The organism is Acinetobacter sp., from assembly GCF_039596015.1.
GTDB lineage: Bacteria > Pseudomonadota > Gammaproteobacteria > Pseudomonadales > Moraxellaceae > Acinetobacter.
Genome location: NZ_JBCNKN010000007.1, coordinates 84,322 through 105,240 on the forward strand (window position 1 = coordinate 84,322; position 20,919 = coordinate 105,240).

General features: G+C 41.2%; 23 protein-coding genes. 4 read left to right on the forward strand and 19 right to left on the reverse strand.

Features of this window, described 5'->3' with window-relative positions; all coding sequences use genetic code 11:
• Positions 1 to 53: 53 nt before the first annotated feature.
• The 16 genes from ABDV70_RS09055 to ABDV70_RS09130 all read right to left on the reverse strand — a co-directional run bounded on the left by ABDV70_RS09055 (position 54) and on the right by ABDV70_RS09130 (position 14,755).
• Positions 54 to 806 carry a CDP-diacylglycerol diphosphatase gene (locus ABDV70_RS09055; protein ID WP_343597188.1) on the reverse strand — a complete coding sequence of 251 codons (753 nt, stop codon included), beginning with the start codon at positions 804 to 806 and terminating at the stop codon, positions 54 to 56.
• Entirely contained in the window at positions 799 to 2,043 is a 1,245-nt protein-coding gene (locus tag ABDV70_RS09060; RefSeq protein ID WP_343597190.1) for a phospholipase D-like domain-containing protein, read from the reverse strand. Before ABDV70_RS09060 ends, ABDV70_RS09055 begins: the two co-directional genes overlap by 8 nt.
• Positions 2,036 to 2,656, reverse strand: a complete 621-nt coding sequence (locus ABDV70_RS09065) for a MotA/TolQ/ExbB proton channel family protein (protein ID WP_343597192.1) — start codon at positions 2,654 to 2,656, stop codon at positions 2,036 to 2,038. The genes ABDV70_RS09060 and ABDV70_RS09065 overlap by 8 nt, the downstream gene beginning before the upstream one ends.
• A gap of 10 nt (positions 2,657 to 2,666) precedes the next feature.
• On the reverse strand, positions 2,667 to 4,943 hold the full coding sequence (locus ABDV70_RS09070) for a TonB-dependent receptor (protein WP_343597193.1): 2,277 nt from the start codon (positions 4,941 to 4,943) through the stop codon (positions 2,667 to 2,669).
• 21 nt (positions 4,944 to 4,964) lie between these two features.
• Complete coding sequence (locus ABDV70_RS09075) at positions 4,965 to 5,777, reverse strand: energy transducer TonB (RefSeq protein ID WP_343597194.1); 813 nt, start codon at positions 5,775 to 5,777, stop codon at positions 4,965 to 4,967.
• 1 nt (position 5,778) lies between these two features.
• Complete coding sequence (locus ABDV70_RS09080; RefSeq protein ID WP_343597195.1) at positions 5,779 to 6,198, reverse strand: biopolymer transporter ExbD; 420 nt, start codon at positions 6,196 to 6,198, stop codon at positions 5,779 to 5,781.
• A 391-nt stretch (positions 6,199 to 6,589) separates the two neighbouring features.
• On the reverse strand, positions 6,590 to 7,009 hold the full coding sequence (locus tag ABDV70_RS09085; RefSeq protein WP_343597197.1) for a F0F1 ATP synthase subunit epsilon: 420 nt from the start codon (positions 7,007 to 7,009) through the stop codon (positions 6,590 to 6,592).
• A 17-nt stretch (positions 7,010 to 7,026) separates the two neighbouring features.
• Positions 7,027 to 8,421 carry a F0F1 ATP synthase subunit beta gene (gene atpD / locus ABDV70_RS09090; RefSeq protein WP_343597198.1) on the reverse strand — a complete coding sequence of 465 codons (1,395 nt, stop codon included), beginning with the start codon at positions 8,419 to 8,421 and terminating at the stop codon, positions 7,027 to 7,029.
• Positions 8,422 to 8,450: 29 nt separating this feature from the next.
• The gene (atpG, locus tag ABDV70_RS09095; RefSeq protein WP_004902727.1) at positions 8,451 to 9,320 is read right to left on the reverse strand and encodes a F0F1 ATP synthase subunit gamma; all 870 of its coding nucleotides are present in this window, start codon (positions 9,318 to 9,320) and stop codon (positions 8,451 to 8,453) included.
• Between the two features lie 77 nt (positions 9,321 to 9,397).
• Entirely contained in the window at positions 9,398 to 10,942 is a 1,545-nt protein-coding gene (gene atpA / locus ABDV70_RS09100) for a F0F1 ATP synthase subunit alpha (protein WP_004902728.1), read from the reverse strand.
• Positions 10,943 to 10,985: 43 nt separating this feature from the next.
• Positions 10,986 to 11,522 carry a F0F1 ATP synthase subunit delta gene (locus ABDV70_RS09105; protein WP_343597199.1) on the reverse strand — a complete coding sequence of 179 codons (537 nt, stop codon included), beginning with the start codon at positions 11,520 to 11,522 and terminating at the stop codon, positions 10,986 to 10,988.
• Positions 11,523 to 11,534: 12 nt separating this feature from the next.
• Complete coding sequence (locus tag ABDV70_RS09110) at positions 11,535 to 12,005, reverse strand: F0F1 ATP synthase subunit B (RefSeq protein ID WP_343597201.1); 471 nt, start codon at positions 12,003 to 12,005, stop codon at positions 11,535 to 11,537.
• A 38-nt stretch (positions 12,006 to 12,043) separates the two neighbouring features.
• Positions 12,044 to 12,289: a F0F1 ATP synthase subunit C gene (gene atpE / locus ABDV70_RS09115; RefSeq protein ID WP_004750052.1), complete on the reverse strand. Its 246-nt coding sequence runs from the start codon at positions 12,287 to 12,289 to the stop codon at positions 12,044 to 12,046.
• Positions 12,290 to 12,373: 84 nt separating this feature from the next.
• On the reverse strand, positions 12,374 to 13,249 hold the full coding sequence (gene atpB, locus ABDV70_RS09120; protein ID WP_343597205.1) for a F0F1 ATP synthase subunit A: 876 nt from the start codon (positions 13,247 to 13,249) through the stop codon (positions 12,374 to 12,376).
• A 96-nt stretch (positions 13,250 to 13,345) separates the two neighbouring features.
• Positions 13,346 to 13,744, reverse strand: coding sequence for an ATP synthase subunit I (locus ABDV70_RS09125; protein WP_343597207.1), 399 nt, complete (start codon positions 13,742 to 13,744; stop codon positions 13,346 to 13,348).
• Between the two features lie 171 nt (positions 13,745 to 13,915).
• The gene (locus ABDV70_RS09130) at positions 13,916 to 14,755 is read right to left on the reverse strand and encodes a zinc ABC transporter substrate-binding protein (protein ID WP_343597267.1); all 840 of its coding nucleotides are present in this window, start codon (positions 14,753 to 14,755) and stop codon (positions 13,916 to 13,918) included.
• A 123-nt stretch (positions 14,756 to 14,878) separates the two neighbouring features.
• On the opposite strand from ABDV70_RS09130, the gene ABDV70_RS09135 reads away from it, so the two are divergent.
• The 3 genes from ABDV70_RS09135 to znuB are packed head-to-tail and all read left to right on the forward strand — an operon-like array spanning position 14,879 to position 16,941.
• Positions 14,879 to 15,373 carry a transcriptional repressor gene (locus tag ABDV70_RS09135; protein WP_343597208.1) on the forward strand — a complete coding sequence of 165 codons (495 nt, stop codon included), beginning with the start codon at positions 14,879 to 14,881 and terminating at the stop codon, positions 15,371 to 15,373.
• Positions 15,349 to 16,137, forward strand: coding sequence for a zinc ABC transporter ATP-binding protein ZnuC (gene znuC / locus ABDV70_RS09140; RefSeq protein WP_343597268.1), 789 nt, complete (start codon positions 15,349 to 15,351; stop codon positions 16,135 to 16,137). The genes ABDV70_RS09135 and znuC overlap by 25 nt, the downstream gene beginning before the upstream one ends.
• Before the next feature lie 3 nt (positions 16,138 to 16,140).
• Positions 16,141 to 16,941, forward strand: a complete 801-nt coding sequence (znuB, locus tag ABDV70_RS09145; protein ID WP_343597210.1) for a zinc ABC transporter permease subunit ZnuB — start codon at positions 16,141 to 16,143, stop codon at positions 16,939 to 16,941.
• Between the two features lie 31 nt (positions 16,942 to 16,972).
• On the opposite strand, the gene ABDV70_RS09150 is transcribed toward znuB, so the two are convergent.
• The gene (locus ABDV70_RS09150; RefSeq protein ID WP_343597212.1) at positions 16,973 to 17,218 is read right to left on the reverse strand and encodes a hypothetical protein; all 246 of its coding nucleotides are present in this window, start codon (positions 17,216 to 17,218) and stop codon (positions 16,973 to 16,975) included.
• 37 nt (positions 17,219 to 17,255) lie between these two features.
• On the reverse strand, positions 17,256 to 18,350 hold the full coding sequence (locus ABDV70_RS09155; protein WP_343597214.1) for a DNA/RNA non-specific endonuclease: 1,095 nt from the start codon (positions 18,348 to 18,350) through the stop codon (positions 17,256 to 17,258).
• Between the two features lie 254 nt (positions 18,351 to 18,604).
• On the opposite strand from ABDV70_RS09155, the gene ABDV70_RS09160 reads away from it, so the two are divergent.
• Positions 18,605 to 18,871 (forward strand): hypothetical protein, encoded by a 267-nt coding sequence (locus ABDV70_RS09160; RefSeq protein ID WP_343597216.1) that lies wholly within the window; start codon positions 18,605 to 18,607, stop codon positions 18,869 to 18,871.
• Positions 18,872 to 18,926: 55 nt separating this feature from the next.
• Here the strand turns inward: ABDV70_RS09160 and ABDV70_RS09165 are convergent, their stop codons facing one another.
• A complete protein-coding gene (locus ABDV70_RS09165; RefSeq protein ID WP_343597217.1) occupies positions 18,927 to 20,807 on the reverse strand; it encodes a potassium transporter Kup in 1,881 nt (626 codons plus the stop codon).
• Between the last annotated feature and the right edge of the window lie 112 nt (positions 20,808 to 20,919).

Here is a 20,919-nt window from a genome sequence, read left to right on the forward strand (position 1 = left end):
TTACCTTGTTTCTTTTACAATTTCATCTTTATAACTGATTTTACTTAAAATATTTAATGGCTAAGCGTACACTGGGTATCCTGAATTTCTTCTATCGAGCCTCTATTCAACTCGTTCACATTAAATCGGGTCGCCAATAAAATCGCTTCGCCATGCGAAATCGAGACCAGCCCTAAGCCATATCTACCCATTTTTGCTTGCGGTTGCTTTTGTGCATACGACCACAAAGTTAAAAATGGACTTTGCTCTGATAACTGTTGCAATGAAATTCGTTTCGCAACGTAGTGATGTCCCAGAATTGTTTCAGGCAACGTCTGCCATTGCTCACCAATTTGAGGACGATAGCGTTGCAAAGTCTGATAAACATCGGGACGTAAACACGATGAATGAATATGGAGCTGATCCTGTGTCCGACCAAATCGTGAATTGACCGTAAATGACAGATAAGCAGGATCAATATCTTTTTGATTTTGCTGATTTAAAATGCTTCGCTGCTGCCAAGCTTTTTCAAAATAATTCGGCTGATTTTTGCTTAACAACGCTTTATCTTCAATGCCACTGACCCGTTGCGTTGGAATAATTAAAGTTTGCACAGGCCCTTTTATGTCTCGTAGCACAACATAGTCAGGTTGTATCACCAAACAATCTTTTTTGGAGTCTTTCGAAGTTCCACAGCGCTTATGAACAATTTCCCATAAAACATCACGATGCTCATTGAACGTATGACAACCGCCCACCAAAATGCTTGCCCCAAGTAGGGAGGCAAGCACTGCTTTTCTTCGATTCACCTCTAAAAATTTATTCATCTTTCCCCGGATTCACTGCATGATATTGTTTTTTGATATCAAGTGTTTCGGCGTACTGGCTGTCCCAAAGCTGCTGATGCAATTGCTCTAAACGCTGTGCCAATTTGCCATCATTCAGCACCATTTCCAAATTTCGTGAATGATCAAAATACCCACCCTGCCAGTTCGATGTTCCGACCCATGCGGTTTTTTGGTCAATCACCATATATTTACTATGCACCACTCGGGCAAACGGAATAAACCCATCTTTACTTTTGGGAATGGTCACAACCTTGATTTCAATATTGGGTACAAGCGCCAAACTTTTTAACCACGAAAGATCAGGCTGTTTTAAATTCCAGTTCGACACCAATAATTTAATTTTTACACCACGGGCTGCTGCCGCGCGTAAGCTATTATCAATTGTGCCATAGAACAGTCGTGAACCTGTATCGCTATATTGTAATGGTGCGTATTGCATCACCTGAATTTCAATATTCTTTTTCGCCTGAGCGATGAGTTTTGGAAATTCTTTTTCAGTATCAAAAATTTCAGCAGGCGTTACACTTGCAGGGCTTGCCAGTAAATAATGCCCCGATAATGGCTGCTGTAATTCAGCATGTTGCTGAATCTGAATCAAAGCCTGATGATTTTCAATACGCTGTTGATTTTGCCAATCCAACGCAAAAATATCGTCTATTTGTTTTACCGTTGCGGCATCATCTATGCGTAGCCCTGTTTCATGAATATGGGTCAATGCGCGCCAGTCAAAGTTTTGGCTGCCCACAAATGCAGTCTTTTGATCTACCACGATATATTTGGCATGGATAATACCATTTTGGATTTTGGCAAAATCCATGACACGAAATTCCAAATTTGGAATCGCTTTGATTTTGGCAATCGTTTCGGGGTTCGACATGCCCATGCCTTTTTTATCCACCAGAAAACGAATCTTCACCCCTCGTTTTCCTGCCTGTGTCAGTGCCTCAATCACCTCTTCCAGACTGGAGTTAGGCTGACTATAAACATAAAACTGGGCAATATCGATACGCTGTTTGGCATGTTGGAACATTTCGCGCCACACAGGTGCAGCGCTGCGTAAATCTGGATTTTGCAATGATGTTTCAACAGGTGCGTTATAGACCAGTTCAAAACCTTGCGATTCAACTTTGGCAAAGGCCGAGCTAATGCTCAGCCCCAATAGGCAAGAAACAGCAAGACGAACCGAAGTCCGTCTAGATACAGTAGACTTAAGCATATTGCTTTTCATCCACAATCTTTGCATTGGTGTTATGCATTGCTTTTGAGCCTTTATCAACATTGATCAACAACACTTTCAACAATTCAGTAATTTTTTCCATACGACTGCTTAAAAAGTTGTTGGCAACCAATGCCACCAGTGCAATTGCAATCCCTAGACCTGTTGCATACAGTGCGGTTCCCATCCCTGCTGATACTTTACTTGGGTCAGACACGCCAGATGTCGCCAATGCACTAAAGGTATCAATAATCCCTAAAATGGTACCCAACAATCCTAATAGCGGTGCAGCCGTCACAATCGTTTCTAAAATCCAGATGCCACGATTAAGCAAGCCTTTGGTTTGAATATATTGTTTTTCCAATAAATCTGCACGTTCAGTTTCAGAGCGTAGTGATGTTTTCAAAAATGGTTCAACCATTTTATACACTGGATTATTTGCCTGCTGGTTGGCTGGCAATGTGGCATTTTTTTCTAATGCGTCATTGATAACGCGGCCTTGTTTTAACGTATATGCAAAGTAAATGGCTCGCTCAACAAAAACGATACAGAGTAAAACCATAGAAGCATACATGACATAGAAAATAATATTATGAATCAGTTCAGCGTTCATGATCGCCTCCTTAGAATTTCGCAGAAAGTGAAGCGACGTAAGTACGCTCTTCACCAATCGTGTAATAAGCCGTTGTGTTTTGGGTTTTTGCAGCACCTGAGCTATTGGCATAGTTAATGGTGCCCGATGTAATCGGCGAACTAATTGCAGCAATGTATTCTTTATTGAAGATGTTATTCACACCAAATCGAAGTGTCACATCACTCACCGATTTGCTGTTGATCGGGAAGCGGTAACCTGCTGCCAAATCAAATACGGTACGACCGCCAATTTCTTCTTTATTGGTCATATCACCATAGAACGAGCTGAGATAACGACCTGTAAAGTTGCTATAGAAACGACCATCGTCATAGCCTAATGTTGCTGTCAAAGCATTCTTAGAAGATCCAGGAACCTGTTTGCCTTCTGTTGGTAGCGATACACCATAGGCACGGATATTGTCTTTTTGCTCTGCATCGGTATAGCTATAAGACAAATAGTAGTTAAAGTGATACGGTAAATTACCACTCCATTCAAACTCTAAGCCTTTGGTATCGACTTTCCCGACGTTAATCATTTCATAGTCGCCATCTACGGTACGGCTAGACAATTGACGGTTCTTATAGTTCATATAAAACGCTGTAGCACTAAACAGCATGTCTTTGGTTTGGAAGCGATAACCCAATTCGTTGTTCCATGTAATTTCAGGGTCTAAATTGATCGAATCGCCTGAGTTATACAAAACATAGTTTTGCGGGGTACGCATATTTTTTGACAGGTTATAGAACACCTGATTTGAGTCATTGAATTTATACTGTGCGCTGAAGTTTGGTAACCACTCGCGATATGTCGCTTCACGTTTTTCTGGGGCAACTGCTAAAGCACCACGGTTGTCACCTTTACGTTGTACATATTCATACGACACACCACCAATAAAGGTTAAGTTCGGATTCACTGTCCAAGTGTCTTGCGCCCAAACACGTTGTGCAGGTGTGGTGGTGAACTGATTACGACCCTGAATAATGTTGCCATTATTGTCCGTTAACTTACCTGAGGCATCGTTGGCCCATATTGTACTTGGGCTATTATCTGCATTTAAAGGAATGTACGGCTGAGTTTGACGTTGACGCGCTTTTTCATACCAATAACCGAATGTAGCACTATGTTGGTCATTAATATTCCAATTCAGTTTTGTTGTTATCCCCGGACGCCAAGTTTGTGTCCAAGATGGGCGCCAGTATTTTGCTGCCGCTGAAGATGAAGTTGGGAAACCACTTAAATTATAATTATTGGCTTTCTTATCATCCCCTGCAAGAACATAAGACTGACCATTTCCAGAACCACCATTACCGTAGTAATAATAAGGTTGAATCATTAAGTTAATATTATCTGATAAAATCAACTTTTGAGTAAAACTAATCGTTAAGTTTTCAAATGGGTTACGTGCCAATCGATAAGATTTACTATTGGCTGGATTGGTTGAATAATCTGCCTGATGCCCTGTTGTCCCATCTGCATTTTCAGGTGTGTCATAATCCTTTTTAGAAATCGTATTATAGTTATAATTATTCTGTACATTATATTTAACAATTAAATTACTACTGTTTCCATTATCTGCCTCATATAATGTATCCATTTCAAACTTTTTGTTTTTTAAATTACCAAGACCTTTCCATTTATCGGCTTCGGTATTTGATGCAGAAACCCATGCACTAAAGTTTCCAATTTTCCCTGTTTCTAAACGAATAAATGTTTTTTGCAGGCTATTTGAACCAAATGTCTGTTCAACATATCCACCTGCTTTTTTATCAGGTCGTTTGGTGGTCAAACCAATATTACCACCACTCGAACCAATATGCGGGCCATCATTTTCAGAAGAACCTTGGGTTACAAATACAGAATCAATATTTTCCGAATCGCCTAAAAGGTTTGGATAAACCGCATAGTTCCCCGAATCATTAACAGGAATACCATCGGCAGATAATCCGATCTGACTCGCATCCATCCCACGCATGGTATAACTTAAACCAGAAATCCCTGAAGAGTCGGTACTAGTCACCTGAAAACCCGGCACGTTCTTGATTTTATCGAGTGCGTTACCAATTCCAGGGTCTTTTTCCAATGCTTCTTTGGTCACTGTTGAGCGGGCTTTTGGTGTGTCTTCCACCACCATCTTCCCACCGCCCAATGACTGCCCCTTGACATTAATTGTCCCGACATTGATGGCTTCATCTGCTGCATGTACTGTCATTGCAGACATCACTGACAATATCGAAATACATAAATGTTTCTTTTCAAAAAATTTCATTGTGATCTTCCAATACAATTATTAAGGTGCTTGATAATTCAATGTAGCTAAAACTTTTTTACTGCTCTGACCTGCAAATGCGTCATCAGGAAATGGCGCGACATGCTTAATACTTTGTAGACTTTGTGTGGCTGAGCGATTTAACAACATACTTTTTGATTTGCTCGAAATGCCTGAGTCTAAAACTCGCCCTGAACGATCTATTTCCAACCAGACTTCTACATTGCCTTCTGGACGCTCCAAAGAAGCCTCTCGCCCTGTTGGGTAGCGCTTTTGTGCCTCAATTGCTGCACGGATTTTTGCGACATAAGCCGCCTCAGCAGAAGCATTACTCACAGGCTTAGACTCGGGCTTTGGTTCAGGTTTCGGTTCGACTTTTTTCACTTCAGGCGCAGGTTTTTGGACAGGTTTTGGTTCCTGTTTCGGCTCTGCTCTCGCTTCAGCTTTACGTTCTGCTTTCGGTTCAGCTTTCACGTCTGTCTTTTTTGTTTCTTTGACAGGGGCTGGTTTCGGCTCCTCAACCTTTTTCGCTTCGACTTTCTTCTCCACCACTTTTGGCTTTGGTTTGACCTGCTCAATTGCAGCCTCAGGTTCAACGGGTGGAGGTTCTGGTGTCGCTACAGGTACAGGCTGTGGTCTAGGTTCTGGTTGCGGCTCTGGCTGTGGTGGTGTCGGTTCTGGCAAAGGTTCGGCCAAGCTAATTTCTATGGCTTTATCTTCATATTTTGGTTTTACTTTTAAAATATCTACCGAACTTAACAGCAGCAAATATGCCCCGATCAATAATGCAGGCAACCAGCTAATCACATGCCTATTTCGATAAATAAGGTTCATATCATTGCTTCCGTGCTGCCAGTGAAACAGACGTAAACCCATCAGCGCGTAATCGATCCATCACCTTCACTAACTGCTCAACTTCAACTGCTTTGTCACTGTTAATAATCACGGCTGTTTGCGTCTCTTTCTTTTTCTGTGCAAGCAATTGCTGGATCATCTGGTCAAGGCTAACTTCTTTACCATCTAACTGAATATGATCTTTAGTTAATGTCACAATAGCTTTATTTTGTGGCTTTAATAATTGGGCAGTTGTCGCTGAAGGTAGCTGTGTTTTTAACCCCTGTGAAGGAATAACATTCAAACTAATCAACACAAAAAATACCAATAAAAACATCATGACATCAATCATGGGGATTAATTCAATATGTGGTTTATTCCTCTTTTCACTTTCCCAATAACGCATAGATATTTCCGACATAAAATATACTGATCGGAAGATAATAAGGAGGACATGTTACACTTTGGTTAATAAATCTTCATTATTTAAATAATAAAACTTCATTATAAATCGATATTATTCTTATTATTTAAAATAGCATTTTGAAATAAAAGATTCATATTTCTGTAAAATAAATGTCATTTTTATTATTATTTGTTTTTATCTTGATGATAATTATTGTTATAATATTCCACATATAAAATATTCATTATATTATGAAATTAAATAAATATATTTTTAACCAGATAAATTAATAACCAGTGCTATATATTTATTATTTAAGTGCCTTAATTCACAAAATAATAATATAGCGTGTTTCCCCCAATAAAAAAAGCCACCTTTCGGTGGCTTCTCAATCTCAAATCGACAATTACACTGCACGATTCTTGATTTTGCGGAGGGTTTCCAACTGTGCAGCAGTTTCTGCCAAAGCAGCCAAAGCAGCAGCACTGTCCAAATCGCTCTTTTGGTTTGCTAACAATTGCTCAGCATTTTTACGTGCTTCCATAATTGCAGCTTCATCCAAATTGTCAGCACGGATTGCAGTATCTGCAAGTACCGTTACAACATGCGGTTGAACTTCTAAAACACCACCTGATACATAGACGATTTCTTCTGTACCATTTTCCAACTGAACACGAATCGGTCCTGGTTGAAGCAAAGTTACAAGTGGAGCATGACCAGGCATAATACCCAATTCACCACCTGCACCTTTTGCGATAAGCATAGTCACAGCGCCAGAGTAAATAGACTCTTTAACACTTACGACATCACATTGCATAGTCGCCATGAGATGATCTCCTTAAATTAGAGTTTCTCGGCTTTCGCAATCACTTCGTCAATACCACCAACCATATAGAACGCTTGTTCTGGAATGTGGTCGTATTCACCAGCTAATAGACCTTTAAAGCCACGAATTGTTTCTTTAAGCGGTACAAGTTTACCAGGAGCACCAGTAAACACTTCAGCTACGTGGAACGGTTGAGAGAAGAAACGTTGGATTTTACGCGCACGGTAAACAACCAATTTATCTTCTTCTGCCAATTCATCCATACCCAAGATTGCGATGATGTCTTTAAGCTCTTTATAACGTTGCAATACGTTCTGTACAGAACGTGCAATTTCATAATGCTCAGTACCAACAACCAATGGGTCTAACTGACGTGAAGTTGAGTCAAGTGGATCAATCGCTGGATAAATACCAGAAGATGCGATGTCACGGCTCAATACTACAGTTGCGTCTAAGTGAGCAAATGTAGTTGCAGGCGATGGATCTGTTAAGTCATCGGCAGGTACGTATACTGCTTGGATCGATGTGATCGAACCAGATTTAGTAGACGTAATACGCTCTTGAAGAACACCCATTTCTTCTGCAAGTGTAGGTTGGTAACCTACCGCAGATGGCATACGACCTAGAAGTGCAGACACTTCGGTACCTGCCAATGTGTAACGGTAAATGTTGTCAACGAACAACAATACGTCACGGCCTTTACCGTTTTCATCTTTTTGATCACGGAAGTATTCAGCCATAGTCAAACCAGTCAACGCTACGCGTAAACGGTTACCTGGTGGCTCGTTCATCTGACCGTAGACCATTGCTACTTTGTCAAGAACGTTAGAATCTTTCATTTCGTGATAGAAGTCGTTACCTTCACGAGTACGCTCACCAACACCAGCAAACACAGATAAACCTGAGTGAGCTTTCGCGATGTTGTTGATCAATTCCATCATGTTTACGGTTTTACCAACACCGGCACCACCGAACAGACCAACTTTACCACCTTTTGCAAACGGGCAAAGTAAGTCGATGACTTTAATACCAGTTTCTAAAAGATCAGTAGACGCTGCTTGTTCAGCATAAGAAGGCGCTTGACGGTGAATCGGCAAACGTTCTTCAGTCGCTACAGGACCAGCTTCATCAATTGGGCGACCTAAAACGTCCATGATACGGCCAAGAGTGGCAGTACCCACTGGTACAGAAATTGGCGCACCAGAGTTAGTTACGTTAAGACCACGTTTAAGGCCTTCGGTAGAACCCATTGCGATGGTACGAACTACACCATCACCAAGTTGTTGCTGAACTTCCAAAGTAGTTTCAGTACCGTCAACTTGGAGAGCGTCATAGATCTTAGGAACGCTGTTACGTTCAAACTCGACGTCGATAACCGCGCCGATGATCTGAATGATACGACCGCTACTCATTGCTGTCTCCTCAATTCAAACTAATAATGTTAAACGGCAGCGGCACCACCAACGATCTCAGAAATTTCCTGAGTAATCGCGGCTTGACGCAGCTTGTTATAAATAAGTTGTAGGCTCTTGATCAGCTCACCTGCGTTGTCGGTTGCAGCTTTCATTGCGACCATACGTGCAGATTGCTCACAAGCGATGTTTTCAATCACACCTTGATAAACCATAGACTCGATATAGCGAACCAATAAACCATTTAATAGCTCTTCAGCTTCTGGTTCATAGATATAATCCCAACCGTATTGACGGTTCAGGCTCTCATCCGTATCAGCCGCAGCTAAAGGAACAAGTTGTTCAACTTTTTGATTTTGAGTCATGGCATTGACAAAGCCGTTGGATACAAGATAAATACGATCTAATTCGCCTTTATCAAACGCATCTAACATCACCTGTACAGAACCAGATAACTGTTCAAGACTTGGCGCATCACCCACGTTCGTAGTTGCACCAAGCACTTTACCGCCGTAGTTTTTAAAAAACGAAACCGCTTTTTGACCAATTAAAGCAAATTGAACTTCAATTGACTGCTCTTGTTGTTGTTGTACGTGTTTAACAACTTTTTTGAACAAGTTAATGTTCAAACCACCTGCCAAACCACGATCTGAAGACACAATGATATAGCCAACGCGTTTTACTGGACGTTCAACCATATAACGGTGTTTATATTCAGGATTCGCTTGTACCAAATGAGCAATTACACGGTGCATATTTTCGGCATACGGACGGCCTTGAGCCATGCGCTCTTGCGCACGACGCATCTTAGAAGCTGCTACCATTTGCATCGCGCGAGTAATCTTTTGCGTGCTCTTGATACTAGCTACTTTGGCGCGAATTTCTTTTAAATTTGCCATACGCTTAACCTAGTATTCGAAAGCTCTTTCGAGCTTCCGAAGGTTGATCCGTGAACCAAACCTAACTAAGACAGAACTTAGTAAGTTTGAGTCGCTTTAAAGCTTTCAATACCTGCTTTGATTGCAGCTTCGATGTCTTTGTTGTAATCACCAGTTTCATCGATTTTTTGCATTAACGCAGCATGTTCTGAACGGAAGTAAGCAATAAGCGCAGCATCAAATGCAACGATTTTCTTCACTTCAACGTCAGCCATGTAGCCTTCGTTAGATGCATAAATTGAAACAGCTTGGTCAGCAATTGAGTAAGGAGCATATTGTTTTTGCTTCATTAACTCAGTTACACGTTGACCATGTTCAAGTTGCTTACGAGTTGCTTCATCAAGATCAGAAGCGAACTGAGCAAATGCTGCCAATTCACGGTATTGCGCCAAAGCAGTACGGATACCACCAGACAATTTTTTGATGATCTTAGTTTGAGCAGAACCACCAACACGCGATACCGAAATACCCGCGTTCACCGCAGGACGAATACCCGCGTTGAATAATGAAGTTTCTAAGAAGATCTGACCATCTGTAATAGAAATTACGTTCGTTGGTACGAATGCAGATACGTCACCGGCTTGAGTTTCAATAATTGGCAATGCAGTTAATGAACCAGTTTGGCCTTTAACTTCACCTTTAGTGAATTGCTCAACGTAGTCAGCAGATACACGAGAAGCACGTTCAAGAAGACGTGAGTGTAAATAGAATACGTCACCAGGATATGCTTCACGACCTGGTGGGCGGCGTAAAAGCAATGAAATTTGACGATACGCAACAGCTTGTTTAGACAAGTCATCATAAATGATTAACGCATCTTCACCGCGGTCACGGAAATATTCACCCATTGTACAGCCAGAATATGGAGCCAAATACAACATTGCTGCTGGATCAGCTGCCGCAGCTGCGACAACAGTGGTATACGCCATAGCACCAGTTTCTTCAAGCTTGCGCACTACGTTAGCGATAGTCGATTGTTTTTGACCGATAGCTACGTATACACATTTAATGCCAGAATTTTTCTGAGCGATGATCGCATCAATCGCCATTGCTGTTTTACCAGTTTGACGGTCACCAATGATCAACTCACGTTGACCACGACCTACAGGGATCATTGTATCTACTGATTTATAACCAGTTTGTACAGGTTGATCCACTGATTGACGCCAAATTACACCTGGTGCTACTTTTTCAACAGCATCAGTTAATTTTGCATCAATTGGGCCTTTGCCATCAATTGGGTTACCTAAAGCATCTACGACACGACCTAAAAGTTCTGGACCAACCGGAACTTCTAATACACGGCCTGTGCAACGAGCTTTTTGACCTTCTTGAAGGCCTAAGTAGTTACCTAAAACAACGACGCCCACTGAATCCTGTTCTAGGTTCAGTGCCATACCAAATAAGCCGCCGTCGAATTCGATCATTTCACCGTACATTGCATCAGCAAGGCCGTGAATACGCACAATACCGTCGGATACCATAACAATGGTACCTTCGTTTTTAGCGGTCGCGCTGGTGTCCAGATCGCCGATACGCTGTTTAATGAGCGCACTGATCTCGGATGGATTCAGTTGTTGCATTGCGCTATACCTCAATCTTTAATTAGTTCAGTCTTCTATGCAATTAAGCAAGAAGACGTGTCCGCATTTTTTCAAGCTTGTTAAGCGCAGAATCATCTATCACTTGGTCGCCTGCACGAATAACCACACCTGCAATTAATGCAGGATTAACTTCTACAGTTACATTTACTGCAGCTTCAAAGCGTTTTTCTAACGCACGAGCCAGTAATTGTTCTTGTACAGAAGTCAACGGGAATGCTGATTCAATCACAACATCCACAGTATTGTTATTCTGTGATTTGAGTTGTTCGTATTCTGCAGTAATCTCAGGAAGCAAAGCCAAACGACTGTTTTCAGCCAGCAATGTCAAAAAGTTTGACACTGCCGCAGTTTGGTCTTCGCCTAAAACTTTTGCAAAAAGACTAACCTGCTCAGCAGGTGTAAGCTCAGGGCGATTTAAGTAAGCTGAAAATGCTTCATCTTGCACCGCAGCACTGAGCAGGTTTAATGCATTTGACCAATTGTCAGTTGCACTTTGCTCAGAAGCGTAAGCAAATGCTGCTTTAGCGTATGGGCGTGCTAACGTCAAGAATTCAGCCATAATCTGCCTCTCTTAAAGTTTAGCAGCCAGCTGAGTCAGCATGGCATTGTGAGCTTCTGCGTCAACTTGCTGGTTCAGGATTTTTTCTGCACCAGTAACTGCAAGAGCAGCAACTTGTTGACGTAATTCTTCGCGCGCAGAATTGATTTCTGTATCAACAGCTTCTTTCGCTTGTTGACGGATACGCTCACCTTCAGCAGATGCTTGAATACGCGCTTCTTCGACCAATTGTGCTGCACGACGGTTCGCTTGTTCGATCAATTGAGCCGCTTGTGCTTTTGCTGCATCTAACTCTTGCTTTACTTGTGCTTGCGCATCAGCAAGGTCAGCTTTCGCTTTTTCTGCAGCATTTAAGCCATCAGCGATTTTACGCTGACGCTCACTAATCGCATTGATTAGTGGTGGCCATACAAATTTCATGCAAAATGCGACAAAAATCGCAAATGCAATTGCTTGGCCAATCAATGTGAGGTTGATATTCATTGCTATTCCTCAATAGTTTAATTTAGGAATTAAGCTGATTAACCTACAAATGGATTAGCGAAGATGAAGAACAAGCCAATACCAACACCGATCATAGGCACAGCATCAAGAAGACCCGCGATTAAGAACATACGAGTTTGAAGTTGTGGAGCCAATTCTGGTTGACGAGCAACAGCTTCCAAGAAGCGACCACCTAAAAGACCAAAACCAATTGCCGTACCCAAAGCACCGAAAGCGATTAAGATAGCAGCAGCAATTGCAACTAAACCTGGAACGATAGACATGAAAAATTCCTCAGAGGTTAGGTTTATACCAATTAAATTAAAAAATTTTGTGCCTAACCACCCTGTGATAGTTAGGCGTTACCATTAATGTTTTTCGCTTGCCATGCTCAAGTATACGATAGTCAGCATCATGAAGATAAATGCTTGTAACGTGATAACAAGAATGTGGAAGATAGCCCAAGGCACAGACAACGCCCATTGGATCCAGAACGGCAATAATGCGATCAAGATGAAGATCAACTCACCCGCATACATGTTCCCGAATAGTCGGAGTGCCAATGAAATTGGACGTGCAAGGAAAGTTACAAGTTCCAGAATAAGGTTAACTGGAATAAGTAACGCTTTTGCAACTGGGTTACTTGGGTTAAATGGGTTTAATGCCAACTCGCCAACGAAACCACCAACACCCTTTTCACGGATGCTGTAGAACAAGATAAGAACAAATACAGATAAAGACATACCTAGGGTAATGTTTGGATCTGTAGATGGAACAATCTTGAAGAATACGTGGTGAGGATCCATACCAAATACGTTTGTACCCACGATTTGTGCTAGATGTGGAATCCAGTCAACAGGGATCAAATCCATTAAGTTCATGAGGAAAATCCACACGAAAATCGTTAATGAAAGTGGAGCGATTAAACGTGATTTACCATGGAAGGTATCGCGGACACTTGAGTCAACGAACTCGATAATCATTTCAATTGCAGATTGAAATTTTGTTGGTACGCCAGCATTTGCAGCTTTAGCAACACACCAAAAAATCAAGCAAAAAATGAAACCAAGGCCAATTGACCAACCCATTGAGTCCAAGTGAATAGCAGAAAACCCCATATCGTGAGCTTCTTTCGCATTCTCAGCCAATTTCCAAGTACCATCTGGCATTTTGCCATAGGTTAAATTGGTCAAGTGATGCTTGATATACTCTGTCGAAGTAAGGGCATGTTCTTCAGCAGCCATAAATCACACCTGGTCAATGTCAATCACAAAAAGAGAAACGTATATCGCACGCTGCTAGATATCCCGTTCCTACTCTAATATTCAATTTTTATGCGCTTATACTCGTTTTTGTAGACGTGACACCCAAAATGGAGCAACCCACGACATGGTTTGAACGAGAATAAAACCACAAAACAATGCGACCGGAGATAACGGTTTGACATTGCTTAAAATCAAAACAAGTCCAACGATCACAATCGCAAATTTTCCCATCATGCCTCGATACATGTTGGACAGCACTTGTTTGGAGGCTCGTGCACCAGCAACCCGAAAAGATTGCCAAGAAAAGTAACTCGTTGCTAACCAACAAAGTAATGCACCAAGTGCAGCACTTTTAGCAGCAGTGAGATCTTTCACGATCCATGCCATCAAGGCTGAAACAGGAATCATAAATGCTTGTAAGAAGACCAAAGCTTTCGCCAATCGTCGGTCAATCAAACGACTCTTAAGGCTCATTATTCTCTACTCACAGCAACAATGCTTGACAAGTTTAGCTGATGATCGTTTTTAATCGCAGGCATTATAGAGTCACCCCCCTAAACATGCAATCATTTCCCGATCTAAGTCGTATGATTTTCGCAAAAAGCTGTGCTTTTTTAATTTAATGTTAAGCTTTCATTGATTCGTCTAATTTTGTGTATTTACTGTACATTTCTGTATTGTCTGAGCTAAATCATCCCATGCCTTAATGAAATTCGACTCGCCACTCATACTTTCGTCTACAGCCTCAAATTGGAATGGTTGCAGTTTTTGATATTGACTACTTGCAGCCTGCCCTTCTGCCAATAAACACATTTTTGGATAAGGTCGTGTATCGCTTAAATATTTAATTTGTGCAACTGTTGGTGCTAAATGCGGGTCTTCACTCAAAGCTCCAGCGAGTTTTAAATTTAATGAGCGTTCCATATATTGATAGGCATCATGATATGACCAATAGGCCACTGGTTTTTTATGATGTCCAAATTTTTGGCTCTGTTGCAGCATTTGTTTGGCAAATTTTTGCGCATTGGCCCAATAAATGGCCTTACTTTCTGGATGTTGCTTGGAACGTAACGCAGCAATAAAGAAACCGATACGCACAGCATTATTTGGATCAAGCCAGACATGTGTATCCACGCTATTGGCAATCGCATTTCCACGAATATCACGCAAAGGCAATGTTGCCAAAATGTTCATATTCAACAATGAGATGGCTTTAGGATTTTGACCCAGTAGTTTTTCTAACGGTGCTTCATGTGCTTTCCCTAGCCACAATACCAGTTCTGCATCCTGAATGGCTTTTCGGTTGGCTGGTGTTAATTGAACATCATGCCCAGATTGATTTCCCAATAAGAGCTGAGGCCGCTCCACGCCCTTGGTGATTTCCTGTGCGATCAGAAATAATGGATGTATCGATACCACAAGACCTTGTGCCCATAACTGACTACTACATAAAAGTAATGTCCAGATTGCCAAAAAGCGCTTCATCATGGGGGGCTCCATCAACTTTATTATCAATGCTCAAGCAACAATGTTACACTATAACAGTAAAAATAGTGATATTTTATAATTAAATTCGTATTTATTTGATGTGTGACAAGTGAGAAAATTATGAGTTCATGTTCGCATTCACATGTTAATGCTCTACATGAGGTGCATGATCATGGTGATGTCAATGCACGCTTATTACAGGCCGAAACCTTATGCTCGGCAACTGGCGCGCGCCTGACTCCATTGCGCAAAGAAGTTTTAGCATTAATTTTAAATGCAACAGGACCAATTGGTGCTTACGATATTTTAGCACAAATTAAAAATACCTCTGATAAACCAGCCGCACCACCCACTGTTTATCGCAGTTTAGATTTCTTGCTCGATAAAGGTCTCATTCATCGTCTAAGTTCCATTAATGCCTTTATTCCATGTTGTCACCCACGTGAAGGGCATCAGGCTGCATTTTTGATTTGCTCCCAATGTAAAGCAGTCAAAGAAGCTTCTGCCGAAGGTTTATTAACCCAATTAAATCAATTGGCTGAATCTGACCAATTTAATATTCATCATACTATTATTGAAATTTCAGGAATCTGTCAGCAGTGTCAACGTCCATAGCCCCTGCCCCGCTGATCTCTTTACAACAAATTAATGTGCGTATAGATGACCGTGAGATTTTAAAACAGGTTGATTTTGAGCTTGAACCCAATGAAATTGTGACGATTATTGGCCCCAATGGCGCTGGAAAATCGACGTTAATTAAGGTTTTACTTGGTATCGTCAAACCAAACTCAGGTCAGATCAAAAAAAGTTCAAAGCTCAAGTTTGCTTACGTCCCACAAAAATTTAATCCTTCACATAGCCTCCCTTTGCGTGTCAAAGATCTTTTAGCACTTGAACAATGTGATGCTGCACACAAACAACACATTATTGAAGAAACGGGGATCTTCAAACTACAAGATGCCAAGGTTCAACAACTGTCTGGTGGTGAACGGCAACGTGTTCTTTTAGCACGTGCGCTTTTACGCAAACCCAATGTTCTGGTTTTAGATGAACCGATGCAAGGTCTGGATATTCAATCTGAAGCTGAACTCTATGACTATGTTCGTAGCCTTCCCGAGCGTTATGGTTGCGCCATTGTTATGGTTTCACATGATTTACAATGGGTAATGCAGGGAACACAACGAGTCGTATGTTTAAACAAACATATCTGTTGTAGTGGACTACCTGAAAATATTCAGCATCATCCTGAATATCAAGCGATATTCGGGCAACAACGGGTGTTTTATCAACATCATCATGATCACTGTGCGCATGGTGACCATGCAGAACCTTGCTCGCATGGCGATCATCCTCATATTCACCCTGAAATGGACACCTAACGCATGATGGAATGGTTACAATTATTACTTCCCGCTTGGGTGATGGGTGCCTGTTTAATTATTTTGACTGCACCTTTAGGCTGTCTGATGCTTTGGCGCAGAATGTCCTTTTTTGCCGACACCATGTCACATGGCACTTTACTCGGTGTTGCTCTGGCAGCCGTGCTACAACTTCCGATGTGGTTAGGCGTTGGGTTTCTGGCACTGTTACTGGTGGCTATTTTATGGGCATTGCATGATCGTCGCTTACCTAACGATGCTTTACTGGCCTTATGTTCAGCCACATTGCTTTGTTCAGGATTATTATTAATCCAGCATTTACCAACGCTTCGTCCCGAATTAATGAGTTATCTCTTTGGTGATTTGCTAACAATTAGCTGGGCAGAACTCCCTATTTTTGCTGTGATTATTTTAGTGTCGGTTGCACTACTCTGGCGTTCATGGACAGCTCAGTTACGCATTGCCATCGACCCAGACATGGCGATGAGTGAAGGAATCAACGCACAACTGCAACGTCTGATATTTATGTTGTTGCTGGCTTTATTCACCGTACTGGCTTTACGTGCTGTGGGTTCATTACTAATGGGTGCGCTACTGGTCATTCCTGCCCTGACGGCACGTTTGTTATCAGACTCCCCAAAACAAATGGTTATTTTTGCTTTTATTTTGGGGCAAATTGCACTCGCTGTTGGGTTATGGTCAAGTGCTTTACTCAATATTGCCAGCGGTCTCAGCATTGTACTGACCATGTCTATTTTATTTGCAGCAACCTTTTGTTTACAAAAACTTAAATATTCCAGATAACAAGCTTACTATTACATCGACCACTTTTTGTTTATAGAAATGGATTTTCTACTTCTTGTGGTTGTTGTAATGTAATTTGTTCAGGCAAATGTTCATCTTTCTCCAAGGCTTCGACCATCGCGTTGACAAAATTTTGCAATGCTTTGGCAGTTTCCAACCCTTTTTTATCTTTTGTGACCTGCAAATTACCATAGATATTGATGCAATCGAGTTGATTTTCCAGCGTTAAATCATAAATTGCAGATGAAGCATGATCATCTTCAAATGGTTTAAACATAATTTTTTCCTCAAGAACGCATTCTATTGGGTTCTTATCATGATGTTTTTATCAGTTTTAAAATAAACTCTAATAAGGACTCAATCAATTCTTTTGCAAATTTTTGAATCAACCCTTCTGGGATCGCACTGATATTATCATCCTGCTTTGTTGCAGATGGATCGGCATCTTGTGTAGAAGTTGTGGCTTCAGTATGGTTTGGGCCGGGTTGAAATTGTTTTTGTAACGCCTGTAAAGATTGATCCGTCACATCCACAGCACATTGGCTTTTGGCATCCCAATTTAGATATTCAACCTTTTGATTGGCTTTGATCTCTGTTGACACCAACGGTAAATGGTAGACTTTACGTTTTGTTTCTTCGTTTAAACGTGGAAAAATATTTAAACCTGTCAGATCTTCAATTTCACACACACTCACTACATAAACCTGTTGCGAGTTATTGTTTGGCGCATAGTACGCACCGATTACACCCGTTTTTGGATAGTAGACGGCTTTAAACACAGCAGTTGGAACCAAGACACCATTTCCAATGGTTTTTAAACGCTTCCCTGAAAAAATAGGGCCTGTCACGACATAGGCATCCTGTTTATTCTTTTTTACCATTGAGCGCGTTGCTTCTTCTAATTTACGCCATACTTCCTGATTATTTTTAGGCGCTTGCGGCACAATATTCGCTAACGTGAAACTGTCATATTGCGATGCAGTATCTGGCATATCTGCATTAGGAGACATGTGACCACGGTCATACCCTGACGCACGATAGTCAGACAAAGTCGCACGGTATTCACTAGGTATCTGGCTTTCTTCATGGAAGCTATCTTGACGTTTAATTTTCTGACTCAACCGTTGAACGGTCAAATGCTCTGCACTCCATAAAGGTGTTTTTGAAACGCCTGAATACATCACATTAAAGCCATTAAAACACAGCGGATAACTATTTTTATTTAAACTGTCTTTATTTAAAAATGGCGGTGCATCCTGATAAAACTGCCCCAGACACTGAAAGCTACTACTTGAAAAAAGTGAAGATAATCCTGACGTTTGTGCAGATACATGTTGTACTGCCCCCAATGTCAGCAAAGTCACAAGTAAAGTCTGAGCTTTATAATCGTATTGTCGTTTTGCAGGCATGTTGAATCAGGTATCCTTATATCATGCAGACATCATTGTTGATGCACCAGTAACGAGCTTATCAAGCCCCTTTTAGAAAGTATATTTTTAATAAATCAAACGATTAATCCTTATGCGGAATATCGAATTCATCTTTAATTCAGTAATATTTTGTTGATCTTCAGTACATAAACATTGATCATTTATGTAATTTATGGGAATGTAAAATTAATTTAATCGGCTAGTTTTAGCTTCATTTTCCCTTGGAGTGAATCATGCGTAATTTATGGATATCAATGGGGTTAACAATAGGTTTGCTTGGCGCAACATCTGCTTTTGCTGAACCTGCGGTACAACCTGGTCAAACACTTGAAAGTTTAGCTCAAGTTAAAGTAAGTACAACGGTCAATGGTCAACCTGGTTCTTTACAGGATTTATTGAGTAGTGGCAAGTTTCAACCTGTAACACCAGAAACGACTCCACCGACTGATGCGCCGCAACCAGCAAGCAATGCTCAGCCTACGCCTCCACCAGCGCCTTAATTTTTATATAAAAAAAGCAAGGATCAGTATCCTTGCTTTTTTTGTAGCTTGAAACCTAAATTTCAATCTGACTACCCAATTCAACAACACGATTGGTTGGTATTTGATAGTAATCACTGACAGGACTGGTATTTCGATACATTGAAATAAACAGTTTTTCTCGCCAAGGTGACATTCCATCTCCGACGGTGTGAATCAAACGATCTCGTGAAATAAAGAAACTCATGCGCATCATATCAAATTCAAAATCTAACGATGCATAGGCCTGTTCTAATGCCTTCGGTATATTGGGCTGATCTTTAAATCCATAATAAACAAAGATCCGGTAGAAACGATCATCCAGTTTTTCTATAAATAAGCGTTCTTCATCACCGACATAAGGAATATCTTGTGTAATCACAGTCACCAACACATTGCGTTCATGCAATACTTTGTTGTGCTTGATATTGTGTAACATGGCATGTGGAACAATATTTGGTGTACTCGTTAAGAAAATTGCTTCACCTGGTACGTACTTGGTTTCATCACCCATGCCAATACTTTTAATGAACAAATCTAATGGCAGGGCATCTTTTTCAAGACGGGAAAAAACAATTTCACGACCACGTTTCCATGTCATTAATAGTGTAAATGCAATTGCACCAATAACGATAGGAACCCATCCGCCAGAAACAATCTTTAATGCAGTAGACGACACAAATACACCATCCAGTGCTAAAAATGGTATCGCAAACAATGCAACTTTCCACCACGGCCAACGCCATGAACCGTATGCCAAAACTGAAATCAGGATAGTGACACACAGCATAGTCATTGTCACAGCAACACCATAGGCACTTGCCAGATTACTACTGCTTTTGAAAAGAATAATCAGAATAAAAACCGAGATATACAAGACCCAGTTAATAAAAGGGACGTAGATTTGTCCCTGTTCGACATCTGAAGTATGGTTGACGGTCAATCGAGGCAAATAGCGTAATTGAATAGCCTGATTCACCATTGAAAATACGCCTGTGATCACAGCTTGTGATGCAATCACCGCAGCGGCTGTCGCCAGACCAATCATCGGATATAAGGCCCAATCTGGAACCATCAAATAAAATGGATTGGATACTGCTGCTGCATTGCGAAGCAATAAGGCACCCTGTCCTGCATAGTTCAGCAACAGACATGGACAAACCACGATAAACCAAGCTAAACGAATCGGTAACCGTCCAAAATGTCCCATATCCGCATAGAGTGCTTCACCACCTGTAAGCGTCAAAACCACTGAACCCATCGCAATAAAAGCCACGAAAGGTTGATGAATTGCAAACTCAATGGCCCAATATGGATTTATAAAAAGCAGAATATGGGGAGTCTGAATAATGCTCCACAACCCCAACAATCCGATAGAAATAAACCATGTTAGGGTAATCGGACCAAAGAACTTGCCCATAGCCCCTGTACCGTGGCGCTGGATCATAAACAATGCGGTCAAAATCCCCAACCCAATGGGCATTAACCATCGGTCAAATGCGGGGGTCGCAAGACTCAAGCCTTCAATCGCAGATAGCACCGAGATGGCTGGTGTAATAATACCATCACCAAAAAAGAGTGATGCCCCTACAAAACCCAATGCAATTAAATGGATTTTGTTTTTACCTGCAATGCGTTTGGTTCTTAACAATAATGCCAAAAGGGACATAATCCCCCCTTCACCATTGTTATCTGCACGCATAATGATAGATACATATTTAAAGCTAATCGATAAGGTGATGCACCAGAAAATAAGCGACAGAATCCCAAAGACTGTGGCTTCCGAAATTGTCACGTGTGCACTAGAGAATGTCTGAGCAAACGCATATAACGGACTGGTTCCGATATCACCAAATACAACCCCTAGTGCCGCAAGCGTGATTGCAGGTAATGGAGCTTTTTTTGCGGTGTGTTGCATAAAAAGACGACTATCATCAATTATTATTTTGCAATCTTAACACTGTGTGAGCAGTTTTGCTCAAAATCTATAATTGTAACTTGGCAGAAGTCTTTTTTTTCTGTATTATCGC